The organism is Paenibacillus polygoni, assembly GCF_030263935.1.
In the GTDB taxonomy this organism is placed as follows: domain Bacteria; phylum Bacillota; class Bacilli; order Paenibacillales; family Paenibacillaceae; genus Paenibacillus; species Paenibacillus polygoni.
In genome coordinates this window covers 4,498,963-4,518,080 of record NZ_CP127162.1, presented here as the reverse complement: position 1 = coordinate 4,518,080, position 19,118 = coordinate 4,498,963, and the positions used below count along the sequence as shown (strand labels likewise).

Here is a 19,118-nt window from a genome sequence, read left to right as displayed (position 1 = left end):
GTTATGTCCCTAAATCAATTAATTGATGCCATGTATGAACTTGAGACAACGCATCGTGAGATGCTTCGTACAGCAGAAGTGAAAAAAGAATCCATTATTAAGAACGATACAGATACATTAATCCGTTTGTTAAACCAAGAGTCAGTCCTATTGAAGCGCATTCAAAGTCAGGAAGTTATGAAAAATGAAGCAATTGTCTCCTTCTTACTCGAGCGTGGAATTAAGTCCAAATTAAATCTGACCATTACGGAAATCTCTCGTCTCGTATTTGATGTAGAGGATAAGGAAAGATTGCAACAAGCTCAAATGGCGCTAAGCACAACCTTATTACAGCTCAAAGAAGTGAATGAAATTAATCAAAAATTGCTGGAACAGTCACTCGCATTTATTGATTATTCATTGGACGTGCTGATCGATAAGCCCACACAGGAGCCGGTGTATAAACATCCAGATCAACGCCATGGAGCGGTAGGTCAATTCGGATATTTCGACTCACGAGCTTAAGTTAGGAGGAGTAACACGATGGTTTCCACTTTTCATTCGATAGAGACTGCAAAACGCAGTTTGTTTACACAAACGGCCGCACTGAATACAACAGGTCACAACATATCCAATGCCAATACAGAGGGTTACACGAGACAAACGGTAAAAATGACCGCTTCTTCTCCTATGGATCCGCTTGCTTATTTAAGATCTACAAACCCGGGCCAACTCGGTTCGGGGGTGGAGTTCTCAGCTATTGAACGAATTCGCCAGGGGTTCCTCGACAGCCAGTTCCGCAGCGAGAATTCGAGCCTCGGGAATTGGGAGATTCAATATGATGCACTGGATAAGATCCAGGGAATCATGACGGAACCTTCCGATACGGGTCTACAGACCGTATTAGATAAGTTCTGGTCCTCCTGGTCTGATCTAAGTAAAGATCCAGAGAACCTCACAGCTCGTAATATTGTAAAAGAATCTGCACTTGCTCTGACGGATGCGATGAACCTTATGAGCAAGCAGCTAGATGGATTAAGTCAGGACCTTACCGCAAATATCGGTGTTAAGGCGCAAGAGATGCAAACGTATCTTACGTCTATTGCCGATTTGAATAATACGATTTCAAGAATTGAAGCTTTGGGCGATAACGCAAATGATCTTCGCGATCAGCGTGATCTCCTCACTGATAAGTTATCCAAAATTGCGAACATAACCGTAACGGAAAATGAACAAGGGTACAACATCTCCATTGGTGGAACGAATCTCGTGAATGGTACGGCAGTTACAGAAGTGACGAGCGCTCTTCTTACGGACGCTTATGCATCTGGGGATCTTAAAGGCGGCGAAGTGTATGGAATGGTCGTTTCGAGAGACAGCTTTGTAACGAGCTTTCAGAATGATCTGAATCAACTGGCAAATACCATCGCGAATGGCGATATTACGATTACTTTACCTGCCGGTTCCTCTGTTCGTGAAGGTACGGTGGCAGATCAAGATACCGTGATTACAGTAAATGGTGCCGAGTCTACCGTTTTGGCAGGACAAGCATTTCCCGCGGGAGCGGTTCTCAAGAATGAGACTCCTTTAACGGTGAAGGGCCTCAACGGACTGCATGAGCTTGGTTTTTCATTAGATGGCTCTGCAAGTGCCGGCATTCCTTTTTTCACAGGGGCAGATGGCGGACCGATTACGGCAGGCAACATTACCCTTAATAAAGAAATTCAGCTCAACCCAAATAAGATTGCTTCCTCCTTACGTCTTGATGCTTCAGGTAATGCGGTGAAAGGGAATAATACCCTAGCCTCACTCATGGGCAGTCTGAAAGGCACTTCTTTTACGACACCAGGTGGAACAGATAAGACGACACTTAATGATTTATATAAATCCATGGTTGGAGAACTTGGGGTTCAGACACAGGAAGCTTATCGTAAAATGACGAACTCTGCTTCTTTGGTGACTCAGGTGGAGAACTCTCGGCAATCAGTCAGCGGAGTATCGCTGGATGAAGAGATGAGCAACATGATTAAGTTCCAGCATGCCTATAGCGCAGCTGCTAGATTTATGACGACGTTTGATGAGCTGTTAGAGAAATTAATTAATGGAACCGGGACTGTAGGAAGATAGTAGGAAGACTGTAGGAAGATAAGGCAGGCAGGAGGGTAATACGATGATCCGAGTAACCTCAAATATGATGAGCAACCAGCTCATGATGAACATTAACCGTAACGCGAAGCAGCTTAATGATACGCAGCTTCAAATGTCCACGGGAATGAAGATTAACAAGCCTTCAGATGACCCAGTAGGTATTACATATGCATTACGATACCGTACAGAACTGAATTCCAATGCGGAATATCAGAGCAATGTGGATTCGGCCATTTCCTGGCTGGATTACTCAGATACCGTCGTATCTCAGACCAACGAAGTTTTGCAGAGAATGCGAGAACTAACAGTTACGGCATCAAGTGGAACCAATCCACAAAGTGCCCTGGAGAGTATTCGTCTTGAAGTGAATCAGCTGAAAGAGCAGTTTGTCGATATCGGTAATAGCCAGCTTAACGGGAAATATATTTTTAATGGTGAGGGTTATAATCAGAAACCATATGATTTTGCGAAAAACGCTGAGAATGTATCCGATACTTCTGGATTCACAAGAGATATGATTGATACCGGAAATGTAAATTATGCTGTCGGCAGCGGGATACAACTCGCTATTAATGTGAGCGGTAATGATGTAATGGGATCTGCAGATGAGACGGACAATGTATTTGCAATAGCGGATCGTTTAAGTAAAGCGCTGGAAGTGGGAGACTTCGATGCGATCTCTGCTGAACTAGCTCACATGGATACTCGTGTAGAAAAACTAACGGCTGCACAGGCGGGTATTGGCGCGAAAATGAATAGGATTGAACTAATGCAAAATAGACTTGGTGATATGGAATATAATTTAACGAGTCTGCAAGCGAAAACAGAAGATGCGGATTACGCAGAGTTAGCTGTTCGTTCGCAGATTCAAGAAAATATCTATAACGCAACGTTATCCGTTGGTGCGAAAATCATCTCCTCTTCCTTAGTTGACTTTCTTAGATAAGTAAGACGAGAGGGGGCTTCTATTATCATGAGCACAATCCCTATGCTTCAGATCAGGCAGCAGAACGGACGTATTGGCATTGATGCAGATTTAGGACAGTATTCCATAAGACAACCGAAAGCAGATCTTCAGATCAAAAGTAACCCAGCAACCCTTCAAATCGATCAGCATCAGCCTGAGCTTGTTGTCGATTCGTCGCGTGCGAAAGCTGCTTTTACCGGGGGAACGCAGATAGAGATGACACAGCGCTTGTATTCAAACGTTAAGCAAATTTTCCTTGAGGGAATTGCCAAACGAGTTGAGCAGGGTAACCGGATGACTGATTTTTATAAGCCGGGTAATACGATTGCTGAGGTATATGGGAAACATGAAGCTCTACCGGTTCTAGGGGAATTCCGAGGCGAAGCCTCCATAGATAATGTAGATATACACTTTAATGTTCGAAAGACGGACATCGAGATTGAAAGAGGTTCCGTAGATATCGATGTAAAAGTAAACAAGCCGGACATAGACTATCAGCGGGGCAAGCTGCAGATCTATATGATGCAGTATCCGTCCATCCAATTTATTCCCTCTGAAGTAGATCAGACGGTGTAACATAGAAGCTATAGAGAGGCGATCGCCAAATCTGTAGCTTTTTTTATATAGAATAGTAGACTCACAAGTATAAAGGAGAGATTACATTGATCATTGAATCCGCCTCTTGGGGCAGTATCGAAGTAGAAGACGATCAAATATTTCATTTTAATAGAGGAATTCCGGGATTTGAAGAAGAGAAAGAGTTTGCCATTCTACCTTATGAGGATAGTCCATTTAGTATGATGCAATCACTAAGTGAGCCAAGTCTATCCTTTTTATTAGCGGACCCATTTCTATTTGAGCCGGGTTATGAATTTGAATTACCAGATCACGATACCATGGAACTAGGAATTAAAGAGAAGGTACTCGTACGCTGTATAGTAACCCTTCAAGCATCGATTGAGGAATCAAGTATCAATTTGTTAGCTCCCATTGTCATGAATCCAGAGAATGTTGAGGCCAAACAGATCGTGCTGCAACAATCCGGTTACCAGACACGGCATGCCATCAAGGAACTATCTGCAGCCAGAACCCTTTTTGCAAAGGATGGTGAATAAAGATGCTAGTACTATCCAGGAAAAAGGGAGAGTCCATCGTGATCGATGATCATATTGAGATTACCGTGCTCGGTGTTGAAGGAGAGACGGTCCGAATTGGCATTTCCGCACCTGCGGAAGTTGATATTTTCCGTAAAGAGGTTCATCTCGCAATACAGGAAGCGAACAAGCAATCCGCCGCTTCAACGAAGGATCATATTGAGGCTTTAATCGCGCAATTTCAGCAGTCAGTAAAAAATGAAAAATAATAGAAAAAGTTTTTGGTTTTGCTATAAATAATGAAGTGATTGTAGTCGATATATGTTGTAGGCGCTGAGGGCAAGGGCGGCCGACCTTTCGCCTTAGGCGTTCCACAAGGACGTGGATATCAACTTATTTCAGGGAGGAAATGTTAACATGATTATCAATCACAATATTGCGGCTATGAACACACATCGCCAAATGGGTACAAATACTCAAAACACAAACAAAGCAATTGAAAAATTGTCTTCCGGTCTTCGTATTAACCGTGCAGGGGACGATGCTGCTGGTCTTGCGATCTCTGAAAAAATGCGTGGACAAATACGTGGTCTTGACATGGCTACAAAAAATGCTCAAGATGGAATTTCCTTGATTCAAACAGCTGAAGGTGCACTGAACGAAACTCACAGTATCTTGCAACGTGTTCGAGAGCTGGCGGTTCAATCTGCGAATGACACGAATACTAATGTTGATCGTGAAGAACTTCAGAAAGAGGTTGCTGAACTGACTAATGAAATCACACGTATCTCTACAGATACTGAGTTTAATACTAAGAAACTCTTGAATGGTACTGGCGTGAGCAGTGCTGTATTCCAAATTGGTGCAAATAATGGTCAAAGTATTACCTTGTCAATAGGAAACATGGGCGCTGCTTCCCTGGGGATTACTTCTGTAGCTATCGGTACACAGACTGGTGCAAATGCAGCTCTTACCGCTTTGGATGACGCTATTAAATTAGTATCCGCAGAACGTGCAAAACTGGGTGCAAACCAAAACCGTCTGGAACATACAATCAACAACTTAGGAACTACTTCTGAAAACTTGTCTGCTGCTGAATCCCGTATTCGTGACGTGGATATGGCAAAAGAAATGATGAATCAAACGAAAAATAATATTCTAGCTCAAGCATCTCAAGCAATGTTGGCACAAGCAAATCAACAGCCGCAAGCTGTATTGCAATTGCTTCGTTAATTCAAAACTTAAACTAAGAAGACTACCGGTATTAATCGGTGGTCTATTTTTTATTACTACAGTTAACTTATCCTCTATTCCGTAGGCATATATGCCGATACATATAATAGCTTAATTAAGTTTTGAGAGTGGGGGAACTAATGAAAAGAAAGTCGATATCATTATGTATGATTGTTAAGGACGAAGAGGAAAGTCTAGAAAGGTGTTTAAATAGTGTTAAGAATAAGGTGGATCAAATAGTTATTGTTGACACAGGATCTAAAGATCGAACTGTTGAAATTGCCAAAATGTACACAAACGAGGTTTACTATTTTAAGTGGATTGATGATTTTGCAGCAGCTAGAAACGCTTCAATCCGTTATGCAACTTCTGATTATATTCTTGTTCTTGATGCAGATGAATATTTGCTGGAAGACACTAATTTATATGAAATGATTTCTATGAGTGCTGATTATTACTTTGTAGACATGTTTAATCTTCTTTCTTATGGACAGGTAATGAAGCATGTAGCAATTCGGATATTTGCAAATAACAAAGGGATGTTCTATGAAAACAAACTCCATGAACATCTTAATACGATGGATCCAAGGAAAAACTATACTGGAAAAAGAAGTGAGCTTACCATTTACCATAGTGGATACACAGACGAGGTAATGAAGTCCAAAGAAAAAAATAAGAGGAACTTACCTCTTATGATTAAAGAAGTTGAAGAACATCCAACTGCTTATAACTTGTTTAATATGGGAAAAACATATATGTGGTTAGGTGAGTATGACAAGGCACTCTTATTTTTTAAGAAAGCATATCCTTTGAGTAAGGGATTAATCTTCTTACCTGAGCTCATAACTTCATTAAGTTATTGTCTGTATGTAAAGAAAAGATATGATGAGGGTTTACAGGTAATAAATAATGCCCTTGAGATATTCTCTGAGGAAGTTGATATGCTTCATATGCAGGGTAGATTATATATGGATGCTGGATTCTATCTAGATGCGATTAGATCATTTACAAAATGTATTGAGTTAGGAGATGTGGGCTATACTGTAACCCAAGGGAATGGAAGTTATTTGTCATATTTCAGATTAGCTGAAATATATGAACATGAGTATGATCTTGATAAGGCGTATGATGTAATTATAAAAGCGTTACGGATAAATAAATCATTTGCTGGAGGATTGCAGAAATTTCTGACTTTAATAACTAAAGCTAACCAACCGAATGTTGTGAAAAATTTGGAATATATTTTTAAAATAGAGTCTATTGATGATTTGAAGGTAGCATTAGAAGTTCTCTATAGTATTAGGAGCCCTCTATTAAATTCTTATTTAGAAAAGTATCAAGTCAAAACAGAGCCTAATGTTATTGCTTCAGCTTATCAATACAATAAGAAATACGAAGACGCAAAGAATGCTTGGCTACTATCATCGAACATATCTGAGGAAAACAATATAGATGTATTACTTCTTGCAATAATATTACAGGATCTTGAAATGTATGAGTTAGTTAAAAATAAGTTTAATTTCACTCATTCTGATAGAAAGCTACTTGCTGATTTACTTCAGCGTAACTCTATAAAATCATCAAAACTGTCTCCATGTATAGAACAGATCTTAGAAATCTGTATAGAACGTCTATTAGTGTTGCAAGAATATGATATTATCCAAACTGTTGTTGAAGTCATTTGGAGAGGATCTCTTGAATCAAAATTAAATGTATGTAGCAAATTTATAGAGTTCGGTTTTTATGAATTAGCTATAGATTTATTATCTGAATTGTACAAAGAACATTCTAACAATGTCCATACTATAGAGTTATTAGGAGATGTTTGTTTTATTAGCGGCTATAAAGAGGATGCTGAGATATTATATAACAGACTTGTTAAATTACGCCCTAATTATAGATCTTATGAAAGAATATATAAATTTTATGTAAGTTTAGAAGATCAGCATAAAATGTCTGATATCATAAAAAAGATAAAGTTGAAATTCCCTCAGGTATCATGGGTGAAGGCAAATTGATATAAGATTAAAGTCAAATGAGTACCTTCGAAAAAGATTAAATAATTCCCTTTAAAGAGCCGATGAAATGAATCGGCTTTTTTTGTTTTGGTATCGATAACTACATTAATAGAAGAAAAAAGCACCTCATTGAGGGCCTATCATATGAGCTTAATGGACTATTCATGTTTTGTTGGATTATGTCGATAGAATAAATATATAGGAATCTTGATGACAGAAATTGATATAAGAATATAGGGTTTAAAGTACAAAAGATATAGGAATCGGAGTAATTTTATGGCTAGATATCATTAACTTATGAGCCACCGGAAAATAAATTATATAAATGGAGAGCGATTATGCGAATAAACATAAAGCGTCAATTAATGGAACTTATATCTACAATTGAAGAAGGAATTGATTATATAAGTATCAATGGAAATAACCACTCACCGAGCATGATACAGGACTGCTATGAAAGCTTACAGGCACTTTCAAGTGTTTTAAGTAATGAAATCAAAGTAGTAAAACTTATTCAAAGAGCAATGGAAAAAGTCCAGGCGTTTGATTTTAATCAGAGCGATGATCTATTTAATCATAATATTAACCATTTAAAGGGGATTATATATAATATAAAAAGTTCAATTATAATTGACATTAAAAATGAATTTGAAATAGTCTTTTTTCCATACAATTCCTCTATGTGGGACTCATTGGAAAGTATATATAATGAAGCAATGAAAGATCCGGATTGCACATGTTATGTAGTTCCAATTCCCTACTATGAGAAAAATAAGGAGGGAGAAATCACTAGGTTTTGTTATGAAGGAAACCAATTTCCAAAGAATGTGCACACTATACCTTTTGAATTGTATGACTTTGAAAATAGAAGACCAGATATAGTATATATTCACAATCCTTATGACAGTTACAATACTCTAACGATGGTTAATCCTCGTTTTTTTTCAGAAAACCTAGCGAAATATACAGATATGTTAGTTTATGTCCCTTATTTTGTTGCAGGATGTACTGAGACACTTAGTTTAAATATTATGCCGTCATATATATATGCAAATAAGTTGATTGTACAATCAACTCACCTGAAAGATGCCTACATTTATAGCGGGATTGAACAACAAAAAATACTAGATCTAGGATCACCTAAAATAGATGCTATGTTAACTGCTGTAAGAGAAGGACTAGTGAATATTCCGATGCACTGGAATCAAATCATTAAGAATAGAAAAGTGTTTTTATTAAATACAGGAATTGCCGATCTTCTATCCTCTGATATGTGGTTTGATCGGTTAGTGCACATTTTGAATTGCTTTATTGAGAATGATAAAAATATTTTAATTTGGCGTCCACATCCGCTTACTCAGATTACATTGAAAACAATGAGGCCCCATCTTGTCAATCAATATGAAGAGATAGAAAGAAATCTAAAACAAGCTACTAATATTATCATTGATAATAATAGTGACGTTTACCCTGCGATTATTATTGCAGATGCTATCATAAGCGATTATAGCTCGATTATGTTGCAAAGTATTATTACTGAGAAACCTATTTTAGGTATTCTAGATGAAGGAAAGACAGCGTCAGATCTGCATTATTATGCAGATTATCTAGGATGCTACTTTGCTGATCAGGATTTAAGTGTTACTAAATTTATTGAAATGATTGAAAATAACGAGGATTTAAGAAAAACGGAGCGTATCACAAGATTTAAAAAAAGTCTCAGTAACACGGATGGTACTTGTGGGATGGAGATTCATACCAATATTAAGAATGAAGTTCTTAAGCAAATGAAGCATGCTTGATACAGGAAAGGTGAGACTCATATGTATTATGTAAATCCGAATATAAAAAGCTTATACAGAACTTCTTACAATGAAAGCCGTAAACAATTCCTTCGTCTTGATATGAATGAAAATCCAGTTGGACTACCTACTGAATTTTTTGAGAAGTTTATAGATAATATCCGTCCGGAATATGTTGCAATGTATCCTGAGATGTCTCCTTTAATTGATAAATTAGCAAGGTATTTAGAATGTCAGCCATCTAATATTTGTTTAACGAATGGTTCTGATGATGCAATTCGGCTGCTATTTCAAGTGTTCGGAGAACCAGGCAAAAAAGTTGTATCGGTTAGCCCTAGCTTTGAAATGTATTCAGTATACTCCAACATGTATGGGCTAGTTCATGAGCCAGTTACTTATGATGATGATTTCCAAGTTAATCTAGATCAAGTTATGAATTCCATTGACCATGATACAAGTATTGTTGTGTTACTTAACCCAAATAGTCCTATAGGGACAGCTTGGTCAGAAACAGAAGTTAGAGCAATCATAGAGAAAGCTCAAAAAAATAATGCGATAGTTGCAATTGATGAAGCATATTATTATTTTTCATCAAGTACATTTGTTCATTATGTAGATAAATACGATAATGTAATGTTATTTCGTACATTTTCTAAAATGTTATCTATTGCGGGTGCTAGAATAGGTTATATCTACTCAAATAGTCACTTAATTAAAGAGGCAAAAAAAGCAAGTTCTACTTACGCAGTAAACTACTTCGCTGTTGAAATAGCTGAAACTATTCTAGATAACCCTCAAATTATTGAGGAGCTAATGGATAAAGAAAGAGAGGGGCGAGAATATTTACTAGCACAACTTGAGAATCATGGATACGAGTATCATTTTAACAATGGAAACTACTTGCTGATCAAAACCAATAAACACCCACAGTATCTATTCGATGAGTTAAAACGACGTAAGATTCTAATCAAGGTATATAACAATCCTATACTATCCGACTGGATCCGAGTAACCACTGCAAATAAAGAAATTATGCAAATTTTTTGGGGAAGTTTCAAAGAGGTAGATCATAATTGAAAAGGTATATTGTAATTCAAGTAGGGAAGTAGGGTGAAATTATGAAAGCGATATTATTAGCAGCAGGAAGAGGAACAAGAATATCAAGAATGATTGAAGATATTCCAAAGTCAGTTTTGCCAATAGATGGAACACCGTTGATTAGAAGAAGTGTAATGATGTTGATAAAAAAAAACATTCATCCAATAATATGTGTCGGATATCGTAAGAATAAGATATTTGAGGCTCTAGAAGGTTTGGATGTTACTTATTGTTATAACCCATTCTATGATGTAACTAACAGCCTCGCCTCTCTCTGGTTTGCTAGAGAAGAGTTGACTGAAGATACAATTATAATGAATGGCGATGTTTATATAGATGAGGACATATTGAATCGAATTATTGAGACAAAAAAAGTATGTTCCTTAATGGTAGACACTGGACGAACAGTAGAAGGCGATTATTTTTTGAAGTTGGAGAACGGCTTCATTGAAAAGTATGGAAAAGACTTACCATTGCAGGAGCGTAGCTGCGAATATGTGGGTATAGGGAAAATAAGAAGAGAGTTTACGGGGAAATTCAAAGAAAGACTGGGAGAATTAATGGATAATCAACAACATCAATTGTGGTGGGAAAATATCTTGTATTCATTGGCTGATTCAAAAGAAAAAGACATTGAGACTATAGACATTAAAGGTTGTTTTTGGTCGGAAATAGATTACTTTGACGATTATGAGAGAATTATAGCCCATATTGATAAGGAGATAAGTAGTCTCAGTGGAGGTCTAAGATGAATAAAAAGACTGGTTACTTAAGACTTAGTGAATATCATCTGAAAAAATTACAAAAAGAAATGCTTTTACTTTTGCTAGAAGTAGATCGCATATGTAGAAAACATAACATTCAATACTTTTTAGCATATGGAACCTTAATTGGGGCAGTTAGACATGGAAGCTTTATTCCTTGGGATGATGATGTGGATATTGAAATGCTACGGGAGGATTATGAAAAATTCTGCGAGCTATGCAAAACAGAATTGGATCACACGAAATTTTCGCTGCAAAATCAACAAACTGATCAACACTATAATTGGGTTTTTGGTAAATTAAAATTGAAAAACACTTCTTACGTTCGATCTGGACAAGAACATTTAAAGCAGCAAGATGGGATATTTATTGATATTTTTCCTTTAGACCATATCACGGATAATAGATTCAAACAAAGATTAACATTGCTCATATGTAAAGTTTGCAGGAAAATTTTGTGGGCGCAAGTGGGAAAGAAAAACGCCAGTCAACCGTTACTAAGAGGAATTTATAAGCTGTTATCTTATATTCCTCGGAGCCTAATTGTATCTATATTTAATTTCATGGCTAAATGTGACAATAGGAAAAACACCTCATTCTTGGTATCACATAATTATTTGTCAGGATACATATTTAAACGCGAATGGTATGACAGTGTGATTACATTAGAGTTTGAAGGACACCTATTTTACGCACCCAAAGGATATGATAAGACATTATCAATGATTTATGGTGAGTATATGAAATTGCCACCTGTAGAGAAGCGTCAAGGCAATAGTCATGCTTCCTTTATTAAATTTTTGGACGGTACGGAATTGAAATTTTAATTGACGCTATGAGAGGGGAACAATATTGAGAAGAGTATACTTAGAAAAAGTCGATATCGATCCTGAGAGCCTTAGAGAGTTTTATAAAAAAAGAGCGATAGATAAAGTTTCAATAGACATTGATGCACCTGTAGTTTTAGTAGGGGACAAGGATAAAAGCAAAATTGAAGAGTGGACCAAATTTGAGATAGAGCACAGACTTTCTCACTTATGTCTGAATAGCAGCAGTAAAGTGCTTGAGTTTGGATGCGGGACAGGGAGGATATCCAAGTATATTACTTCTATAGTGGATTTATACGTTGGTGTAGACTATGTAAAGGAGTTTATTGATTTAATACAATCACGAGAAGATATTGAGAAGAAGGACACCACTCACTTTATACATTCATCAGTACAAGAGTATGCAAGTGGGCTTGATGAGACTTTACCTAAAAACAAGTTCGACCGTTTTGTGATATCAGGTGGAGTCTTTATGTACATTAACGACGAAGAGATTAAAGAGATACTGGATAAGTTGATCCTGAATTTTGAGGAAAATTGTATTGTTTATTTGTCTGAACCGATTGCACTTAATGAAAGACTGACTTTAGACAAATTTTATTCTAAAGAACTAAAGAATGAGTATAGTGCAATTTACAGAACTGAAAAGGAATATAATGAGATTTTAAATATTTTATATAAAGAAGGATTTGAATTAAAGCTAAGTGAGGAATTCTTCCATGAAGATATTAAAACTCAAACAGAGACCAAACAATGGATATTTGTATTAAAGCGAAATAGAAAACAGTTATAAACAGAGACCTGCCTTCACTTTGTTTCAAATGTCATAACTAATAGTAAAGGGTGGGTGGAATGCTGAAGCAATGTAATTCTTCATGGACAACCGCTATTTTAGACTATATCAAAGAAGATTACTCAAAATGCTTATATACGTATATAAATTTTCAAAAGTACGGTTTTAAGAATAATAATTTCAAAATATGGGTTAGCTTGAATGATCAGGGGGGGATAACTGCTCTTATAGCAAGGTATTATACAGGTGTTCATATTTACTGCAGGTCAGATGATTATATTGTGGAGGATCTCGTTTTTTTTATACGTGAAAATAGTCCTTCGATTGTTAATAGTACAGGCCCCATTATTAAAAGAATCGAAGTTTTTTTTACAGACTATACCGCACACTATGGAAGTGTTGGGCAAGTGAAGAAAATTCCTTGTGTAAGTTCGAAATTAATAGAAGAAGCTTCTTTAGATGATATGTATGATATTGCAAAACTACTAAGTGAAGATGATGGATTAGGAAGACATTACGACATTCTTTTGTTGGAACATCAATTAAAAGAGCGTTACAATGAAGGATTTGGAAGAAACTATATTATTAAAAAAAGAGGGGTTATCGTTTCTCACTGTGCGACGTATGCGCAAACTAATCAGATCGGTGTTACATCGGGAATATTTACCGTTCCTAATGAAAGAGGAAATGGATATGCTCATCAGATTTACTGCAAACTTTGCTTTGATCTCTTGCAAGAGGGAAAAGAGGTTTTCGCTTATTACTATACACTTCAAGCACATAGACTGCATGAGAAAGTAGGTTTTCAAGTTATATCTAGTTGGGCAAAACTTGTAAAAGACCAGGCTTTTATTTTGGGGAAATGAAGTGATTTAATTGTTAGGACATCGATATACTATAGAGGAACACATAAGAAATTTAGATTTTTTATGTATTCATAAATCTATAGAAAGTGAAGTAATAGAAGACGAAGATGAGGTTTTTAACTTCATGAATCAATTAGCTGATTTTATTCAGAAGAACAGTCAATACTCTGTGATTTCCTCCTATATCGCTATAGCAGATTTACTCGTTGATATTATTAACTTCTGCAATAGCAGGTCCTACTCAACCCGTGATTTATTAAATAAGTATTTTAAGATTATAAAGTTGCTTTCACAGCTATATAATGATGTGTTAAATAGTTATAAATTTAAGATTTACTTCAAAGGTACAGACAAGTACAAGATCCTAAAGAAAATTATTAATTATGAGATTGTTATTTTGCAAGATGGTGAGACACGAGCTCGTAGTAAGGAAGGTTGTTTTGAATTTAATATACTATTACTAAGTGAAGAGACAGTGTCGGAAGGGATGTTTTTTAACGATTTTGATGAAGTTATAACCTATGATAAGTTAATGAACGATTTGTACGGCTTATCAAATAATATATATAATTCAAATTACGATTATAATTTTCTGGTTAATGCTATTACCAAAGCTAAGGAAGCGGCAACAGAAAGCATAATAATCGGTTCTTCTTATCCAATGTTTGGTATAGATGATAGAAGAATATCACAAAGTACTGTTAATTTATCCTTGCCATCTCAAGATATATACTATTCCTTATTGATTGCTAAGAGTGTTATAGATAAGAACAATAGTATTAAAGAGGTTTATTTAGGAACAGGATATTGGTCCTTTCATTTTGATTTATCCAAAGCTAAAAATAGTGCTATCACTCGCATCGAAAAGGTGTATTATCCAATATTTAGAGATAGCAATAATTACATATATGAAGACCTTAAACGGATTTCTGACATATCCATGTTCGTACCTCCTTTAATCACAAAAATATTTGACGTAGATGAATTATATAGAATATTTGGTCATCTTATTTTTCGGCATTATAACAGTAGCTATTTTCATGCCAATCTGTCACGTGCAGAGCGTACAGAATTGATTCCCTGTGCATTAACAAAATTAGATGCTTTAAAAAAGAGAGAAATAGGGATTGCCCGAGCGGGTCAACATAATAAACTAATTAAGTTTAAACAAACAAGAATAAATTCCCAAATAATGCTTAATGAATTTTTGACTTACTTGTATAAGAAAAAAATAAAATTAATTATTTTAAATTTTCCAAGCACTAAATACTATGCTAATTCTCTGGATAATCAATTTGAAAAGGAATACTATCAGATCATTAAAGAACTAAAAACAATACATGATTTTGAGTTCATTGACCTAAAGGAGAACATAGAATTTGAAGAGGAAGATTTTGTGGATATGGACCATATGAATGAAAAAGGTGCAAAAAAGGTCACTGAACTGTTAAATATACGACTGAACAGCAAAAGAATTTAGTGGTTTTACTCTTCATAATATATATATATATAACCGATAAAGTAAGTAAATAATGCTTACGGAGGGGTATAAGTGAATTTGCAATTATCTCTTTCCACAAATACTATATGTAGCCAAACAACTAGTTCAAGTCAGCCAAGTGAGAATGCTGCTTCAAACACGAATGAGCAATTAATCAATTCAATAAGAAGGGTTTCTGAGCTTGCTAGACTTGAGAGACTAGGTATTGCTGTATCTTCTGCAGATGATCAACTCATCCGTTCGATTGAGCGTGCAGCCAAGGCCCTGCAAGGTCCTGAAACCACCCTAGAAATCAGTATTCATGAAAAATCAAATCGAATTATGGTAAAAGTTTTGAATAAAGAAAACGGAGAACTTATAAGAGAAATACCGCCGGAAAAAACGTTAGACTTAGTAACTAAAATGATGGAGATTTCTGGAATGATTATAGATGAGAAGGTGTAAGGAGGAAAACTATGCGTATTACCGGTTTTTCAGGGATGGATGTTGACAGCTTGGTTTCGTCATTAATGACAGCTCAGCGTGTTCCACTAGATAAATTAAATCAGCAAAAGCAACTTTTACAGTGGACACGGGACAGTTATCGCGAAATTAACAGCCAAATTATTAATTTTAGAACTAAGTTGTCCAGTTTTACACAGTCCGCTGCTATGAATACAAACCAATCAACGGTAACTGGAAATATTACAGCAGTAAAAGCTGATCCTTCCGCAAGTGCCTTACTGTCGAACATGACAGTAGAAGTTGCACAGCTGGCTACGAAATCTGCAGTCCAAAGCCCAACTATGCTAGTTTTAGCAGATCGTAAGACAAATGCTATTGCTACGAACACATTGGCAGAAATTTCGGGTGACACATCTAAGAAATTTGAATTAAACATCAATAATACTACTATTACATTTGATGGGGCTGATTCGATCAATACAGTAGTAGCAAAGATTAATGCTTCAACAGCAAATGTCACTGCTACTTTTGATGAAATCAGTGGGAAGTTTTCAATTTCAGCTAAAGAGTATGGTTCTTCAAATGATTTGAAATTTACCGGTACAGAGAAGATAGAAAAAGACAGTACTTTACTGGATTTATTTGGTATAAGAGCGGATTCACCAAGTGGAGATTTCAAAAAGGCACAAGATGGAATGGTAAAAGTTACCTCTAATGGTGCGAGCAGAGAATTTACTACTTCAAATAATACAGTCACGGTAAACGGTGTTCAGCTGACGTTGCTACAGGAAAACAAGGGTAATCCTACTACGGTTACGACCCAACCGAGCCCGGATAAAGCGCTGGAAACTATCAAAACTTTTGTAGACTTATATAACAGTTTGCTCGACACATTAAACACAAGGACTAAAGAGACACGTTACCGCGACTATACACCGTTAACCGATGAACAGAAGAGTGAAATGAAAGAGTCAGAGATTGAACTTTGGGAAGAAAAAGCGAAAAGCGGACTGCACAAAAATGATGGTATTTTGACTTCCGCTATTTCCTCTATGCGGTCAGTTATCTATTCCGCTTTAGGAGATCTAAGTTCAGTTGGAATTGCTACGGGACAATATTATGAGAATGGTAAGTTATATATAAACGAAGACAAATTAAAAGCTGCTCTCAATACGGATCCTCAGAAGGTTATGGATTTGTTTCAAGGTTCTTCATCCTCCTCTAAAAGCGGAATTTTTAAAAGTTTAAACAATCAGCTGAACAACACACTGGATATGCTAGTATCCAAAGCAGGTACATCTAAATTTGATGCAAGTGTAAATAGTATTTTTAAAGAAGAAAGCTCTATGGGTAATCAACTTAAGAACTACAACAAACAAATTGAGGCGCTGCAAAGTCGCTTGGATGACATGGAAACTCGCTATTACAAGCAGTTCTCCGCGATGGAAACAGCGATGAATAAATATAATGCACAGTCTTCAAGCCTGTCGAGCTATTTTTCATAATATGAAGGAGTGAATAAGATGATTGCTAATCCATATGAAAAATATCGTCAGTCTTCCGTACAAACATCCAAACCCTCTCAGTTGGTCATTATGCTATATGATGGTGCAATTAAATTTATCAAAACTGCCCTTCAAGAGTTAGAAATACGGAATTATGACCAGGTAAACAGTTATTTTGGAAAAGCGCAGATGATTATCAGCGAACTTATGTCAACGTTAAATCATGACATAACTATTTCTAAAGACCTATTTTCACTGTATGAATATATGAATTACTCACTAGTTCAGGCTAATATTAAAAAGTGTGCTGAACCTGCTTCCACAACGCTTATACTGTTAATTGAGCTGAGAGATACTTGGATCCAAGCAAGTAAAATTGCTAATGCTGGTATAGGAAATGAATAGCTATATTAGAGAGTTGGAGGAGCTTACCTTACATTTTCTGAGTCGCCTTGATTTTATAACCTTCGAGGATGTAGAAGAATTTGTTGAAGGTCGTCAAAAATTAATTGGTTTTCTACTAGCAGAGGTTGTTAATTATAATGTGTCTAGTGAAATGAAAGTGAAGATAAGGGCACTTTTAGAGTTTGATTCAGTTATTTATAAGAAAATGGAAGAACTAAAGAATGAAGCAATGGATTGGATACAGAAACGAACCCTTATAAAGACGCAGCGTAATGCATATGAGAATCCATATAGCTCTGAGAGTTTCCTTCTAGATCGCCGGAAATAATTAATCTAAATTACAGAGGTGTGGGGACTACTTTGTATTAGTGAAGATACTATATTCACCTCTAAAATTATTAACATTGATATGTTATATATTTGCAGGTAATCATTTTCTTTTCCAATTGACAATGGATAAGTTTGGATGTTATAGTCTGAATTGTGAGCTACGCTCACTTCATTTGAAGACGAAGGGAATGTTCGTGCATGCAAGGTAAAGTTAAATGGTTTAACGCAGAAAAAGGTTATGGTTTTATCGAAACTGAGGATGGCGGCGATGTATTCGTTCACTTTTCCGCAATTCAATCCGAAGGATTCAAAACTTTGGAAGAAGGTCAATCCGTAGAATTCGAGATCGTTGAAGGTGCGCGTGGACCACAAGCAGCTAACGTAATCAAATTATAATCATCCGGCATAGTCCGACCTACATATACGGTTAGATGGTTAACAATTGTATAGTAGTTAGCTTCAAACCTTGAGACTTCGGTCTTGAGGTTTTTTTATGTTTTCTTAGGAAGAATTAACTCTAGTATTAACCGATTGCAACCCTTTTCAAACGGACTTAATAAAATTGTCACATCTCTTTTCATATGAACAAAGAAACCGCTTTAATTTTTTACTTTACCATATCATTCATGTTATAATCGAGGTGTAAAGGAAAAGGAGGACTGCCCTATGAATTTGAGTATTCGAGGACAACAAATCGAGGTTACTGATGCTTTGAAAGATTACGTAGATAAGAAGCTGAATAAACTGGAAAAGTATTTCGACGAACCTCTTACCTCTGATGGCAATGTTACGCTAAGTGTTAATCGAGGCCTGCACACCGTAGAGGTAACCATTCCTATGAAAGGTCTAGTACTCCGCGCAGAAGATGAAAGCAATGATATGTATGGCTCCATCGATGCTGTAGTAGACAAGCTTGAACGTCAGATTCGCAAGCACAAAACAAAGATCAATCGTAAATTCCGCCAAGAAGGCAATCTGAAGACTCTCTTTGTAGAAAATGTGCCTGCTAGTGCATCTCCTACAACCGATGATGAACTGGATATGGATATTGATGATTTTGAAGTGGTGCGTACGAAACGTTTCTTACTCAAACCGATGGATGTGGAAGAAGCGATTCTGCAGATGAATATGATCGGCCATAATTTCTTCGTATTCTCCAATATTGAGAATAATGAAGTAAACGTCGTTTACAAACGTAAAGACGGTAAATATGGTTTAATTGAGAAAGAATAGCCCTTCCACTCGGAAGCGAAGGATATCTGATATTTTCTTTATGAATTACTTAAGTGTTGAATGAGAATATTATAATATGATGATAGTGAAGGGCCTCCAATTCTGCGGAAA

21 protein-coding genes are annotated in these 19,118 nt (G+C 36.3%); all 21 read left to right on the top strand.

What is annotated here, in order from left to right:
- The first annotated feature begins 3 nt into the window (after positions 1 to 3).
- Entirely contained in the window at positions 4 to 504 is a 501-nt protein-coding gene (locus QPK24_RS21695; RefSeq protein ID WP_285744631.1) for a flagellar protein FlgN, read from the top strand.
- Positions 505 to 522: 18 nt separating this feature from the next.
- Complete coding sequence (gene flgK, locus QPK24_RS21690) at positions 523 to 2,106, top strand: flagellar hook-associated protein FlgK (RefSeq protein WP_285744629.1); 1,584 nt, start codon at positions 523 to 525, stop codon at positions 2,104 to 2,106.
- 43 nt (positions 2,107 to 2,149) lie between these two features.
- A complete protein-coding gene (flgL, locus tag QPK24_RS21685) occupies positions 2,150 to 3,073 on the top strand; it encodes a flagellar hook-associated protein FlgL (RefSeq protein WP_285744627.1) in 924 nt (307 codons plus the stop codon).
- A gap of 27 nt (positions 3,074 to 3,100) precedes the next feature.
- Positions 3,101 to 3,670, top strand: a complete 570-nt coding sequence (locus QPK24_RS21680; protein ID WP_285744625.1) for a DUF6470 family protein — start codon at positions 3,101 to 3,103, stop codon at positions 3,668 to 3,670.
- Positions 3,671 to 3,756: 86 nt separating this feature from the next.
- Positions 3,757 to 4,209: a flagellar assembly protein FliW gene (gene fliW, locus QPK24_RS21675; RefSeq protein WP_285744623.1), complete on the top strand. Its 453-nt coding sequence runs from the start codon at positions 3,757 to 3,759 to the stop codon at positions 4,207 to 4,209.
- A 2-nt stretch (positions 4,210 to 4,211) separates the two neighbouring features.
- On the top strand, positions 4,212 to 4,457 hold the full coding sequence (gene csrA / locus QPK24_RS21670) for a carbon storage regulator CsrA (protein ID WP_285744621.1): 246 nt from the start codon (positions 4,212 to 4,214) through the stop codon (positions 4,455 to 4,457).
- A 148-nt stretch (positions 4,458 to 4,605) separates the two neighbouring features.
- Positions 4,606 to 5,421 (top strand): flagellin N-terminal helical domain-containing protein, encoded by an 816-nt coding sequence (locus QPK24_RS21665; protein WP_285744619.1) that lies wholly within the window; start codon positions 4,606 to 4,608, stop codon positions 5,419 to 5,421.
- A 140-nt stretch (positions 5,422 to 5,561) separates the two neighbouring features.
- Positions 5,562 to 7,439: a TPR domain-containing glycosyltransferase gene (locus tag QPK24_RS21660; RefSeq protein ID WP_285744618.1), complete on the top strand. Its 1,878-nt coding sequence runs from the start codon at positions 5,562 to 5,564 to the stop codon at positions 7,437 to 7,439.
- A 338-nt stretch (positions 7,440 to 7,777) separates the two neighbouring features.
- A complete protein-coding gene (locus QPK24_RS21655) occupies positions 7,778 to 9,241 on the top strand; it encodes a CDP-glycerol glycerophosphotransferase family protein (RefSeq protein WP_285744616.1) in 1,464 nt (487 codons plus the stop codon).
- Positions 9,242 to 9,262: 21 nt separating this feature from the next.
- On the top strand, positions 9,263 to 10,318 hold the full coding sequence (locus QPK24_RS21650; RefSeq protein WP_285744614.1) for a pyridoxal phosphate-dependent aminotransferase: 1,056 nt from the start codon (positions 9,263 to 9,265) through the stop codon (positions 10,316 to 10,318).
- Between the two features lie 41 nt (positions 10,319 to 10,359).
- Entirely contained in the window at positions 10,360 to 11,091 is a 732-nt protein-coding gene (locus QPK24_RS21645) for a phosphocholine cytidylyltransferase family protein (RefSeq protein WP_285744612.1), read from the top strand.
- Positions 11,088 to 11,930, top strand: coding sequence for a LicD family protein (locus tag QPK24_RS21640; RefSeq protein ID WP_285744609.1), 843 nt, complete (start codon positions 11,088 to 11,090; stop codon positions 11,928 to 11,930). The genes QPK24_RS21645 and QPK24_RS21640 overlap by 4 nt, the downstream gene beginning before the upstream one ends.
- 25 nt (positions 11,931 to 11,955) lie before the next feature.
- Positions 11,956 to 12,723 (top strand): class I SAM-dependent methyltransferase, encoded by a 768-nt coding sequence (locus tag QPK24_RS21635; RefSeq protein ID WP_285744608.1) that lies wholly within the window; start codon positions 11,956 to 11,958, stop codon positions 12,721 to 12,723.
- A gap of 59 nt (positions 12,724 to 12,782) precedes the next feature.
- Positions 12,783 to 13,589, top strand: coding sequence for a GNAT family N-acetyltransferase (locus tag QPK24_RS21630; RefSeq protein WP_285744606.1), 807 nt, complete (start codon positions 12,783 to 12,785; stop codon positions 13,587 to 13,589).
- 124 nt (positions 13,590 to 13,713) lie between these two features.
- On the top strand, positions 13,714 to 15,069 hold the full coding sequence (locus QPK24_RS21625; RefSeq protein ID WP_285744604.1) for a hypothetical protein: 1,356 nt from the start codon (positions 13,714 to 13,716) through the stop codon (positions 15,067 to 15,069).
- Positions 15,070 to 15,141: 72 nt separating this feature from the next.
- Entirely contained in the window at positions 15,142 to 15,534 is a 393-nt protein-coding gene (locus QPK24_RS21620; RefSeq protein WP_285744602.1) for a flagellar protein FlaG, read from the top strand.
- Between the two features lie 11 nt (positions 15,535 to 15,545).
- Complete coding sequence (fliD, locus tag QPK24_RS21615; protein WP_285744600.1) at positions 15,546 to 17,039, top strand: flagellar filament capping protein FliD; 1,494 nt, start codon at positions 15,546 to 15,548, stop codon at positions 17,037 to 17,039.
- Positions 17,040 to 17,057: 18 nt separating this feature from the next.
- Positions 17,058 to 17,444, top strand: coding sequence for a flagellar export chaperone FliS (gene fliS, locus QPK24_RS21610; RefSeq protein WP_285744598.1), 387 nt, complete (start codon positions 17,058 to 17,060; stop codon positions 17,442 to 17,444).
- Positions 17,437 to 17,772 (top strand): hypothetical protein, encoded by a 336-nt coding sequence (locus QPK24_RS21605; RefSeq protein ID WP_285744596.1) that lies wholly within the window; start codon positions 17,437 to 17,439, stop codon positions 17,770 to 17,772. The genes fliS and QPK24_RS21605 overlap by 8 nt, the downstream gene beginning before the upstream one ends.
- Positions 17,773 to 17,972: 200 nt before the next feature.
- Positions 17,973 to 18,170 (top strand): cold shock domain-containing protein, encoded by a 198-nt coding sequence (locus QPK24_RS21600; protein WP_009594275.1) that lies wholly within the window; start codon positions 17,973 to 17,975, stop codon positions 18,168 to 18,170.
- A 270-nt stretch (positions 18,171 to 18,440) separates the two neighbouring features.
- On the top strand, positions 18,441 to 19,007 hold the full coding sequence (gene hpf / locus QPK24_RS21595; RefSeq protein WP_213530366.1) for a ribosome hibernation-promoting factor, HPF/YfiA family: 567 nt from the start codon (positions 18,441 to 18,443) through the stop codon (positions 19,005 to 19,007).
- The last annotated feature ends 111 nt before the right edge of the window (positions 19,008 to 19,118 follow it).

Coding starts and splice junctions, on each gene's coding strand:
- fliD (WP_285744600.1), top strand. CDS start 15,546: ATGCGTATTACCGGTTTTTCAGGGATGGATGTTGACAGCTTGGTTTCG.
- fliS (WP_285744598.1), top strand. CDS start 17,058: ATGATTGCTAATCCATATGAAAAATATCGTCAGTCTTCCGTACAAACA.
- QPK24_RS21600 (WP_009594275.1), top strand. CDS start 17,973: ATGCAAGGTAAAGTTAAATGGTTTAACGCAGAAAAAGGTTATGGTTTT.
- QPK24_RS21605 (WP_285744596.1), top strand. CDS start 17,437: ATGAATAGCTATATTAGAGAGTTGGAGGAGCTTACCTTACATTTTCTG.
- QPK24_RS21655 (WP_285744616.1), top strand. CDS start 7,778: ATGCGAATAAACATAAAGCGTCAATTAATGGAACTTATATCTACAATT.
- hpf (WP_213530366.1), top strand. CDS start 18,441: ATGAATTTGAGTATTCGAGGACAACAAATCGAGGTTACTGATGCTTTG.
- QPK24_RS21640 (WP_285744609.1), top strand. CDS start 11,088: ATGAATAAAAAGACTGGTTACTTAAGACTTAGTGAATATCATCTGAAA.
- QPK24_RS21630 (WP_285744606.1), top strand. CDS start 12,783: ATGCTGAAGCAATGTAATTCTTCATGGACAACCGCTATTTTAGACTAT.
- QPK24_RS21625 (WP_285744604.1), top strand. CDS start 13,714: ATGAATCAATTAGCTGATTTTATTCAGAAGAACAGTCAATACTCTGTG.
- flgK (WP_285744629.1), top strand. CDS start 523: ATGGTTTCCACTTTTCATTCGATAGAGACTGCAAAACGCAGTTTGTTT.
- QPK24_RS21650 (WP_285744614.1), top strand. CDS start 9,263: ATGTATTATGTAAATCCGAATATAAAAAGCTTATACAGAACTTCTTAC.
- QPK24_RS21665 (WP_285744619.1), top strand. CDS start 4,606: ATGATTATCAATCACAATATTGCGGCTATGAACACACATCGCCAAATG.
- QPK24_RS21660 (WP_285744618.1), top strand. CDS start 5,562: ATGAAAAGAAAGTCGATATCATTATGTATGATTGTTAAGGACGAAGAG.
- QPK24_RS21645 (WP_285744612.1), top strand. CDS start 10,360: ATGAAAGCGATATTATTAGCAGCAGGAAGAGGAACAAGAATATCAAGA.
- flgL (WP_285744627.1), top strand. CDS start 2,150: ATGATCCGAGTAACCTCAAATATGATGAGCAACCAGCTCATGATGAAC.
- QPK24_RS21680 (WP_285744625.1), top strand. CDS start 3,101: ATGAGCACAATCCCTATGCTTCAGATCAGGCAGCAGAACGGACGTATT.
- QPK24_RS21695 (WP_285744631.1), top strand. CDS start 4: ATGTCCCTAAATCAATTAATTGATGCCATGTATGAACTTGAGACAACG.
- csrA (WP_285744621.1), top strand. CDS start 4,212: ATGCTAGTACTATCCAGGAAAAAGGGAGAGTCCATCGTGATCGATGAT.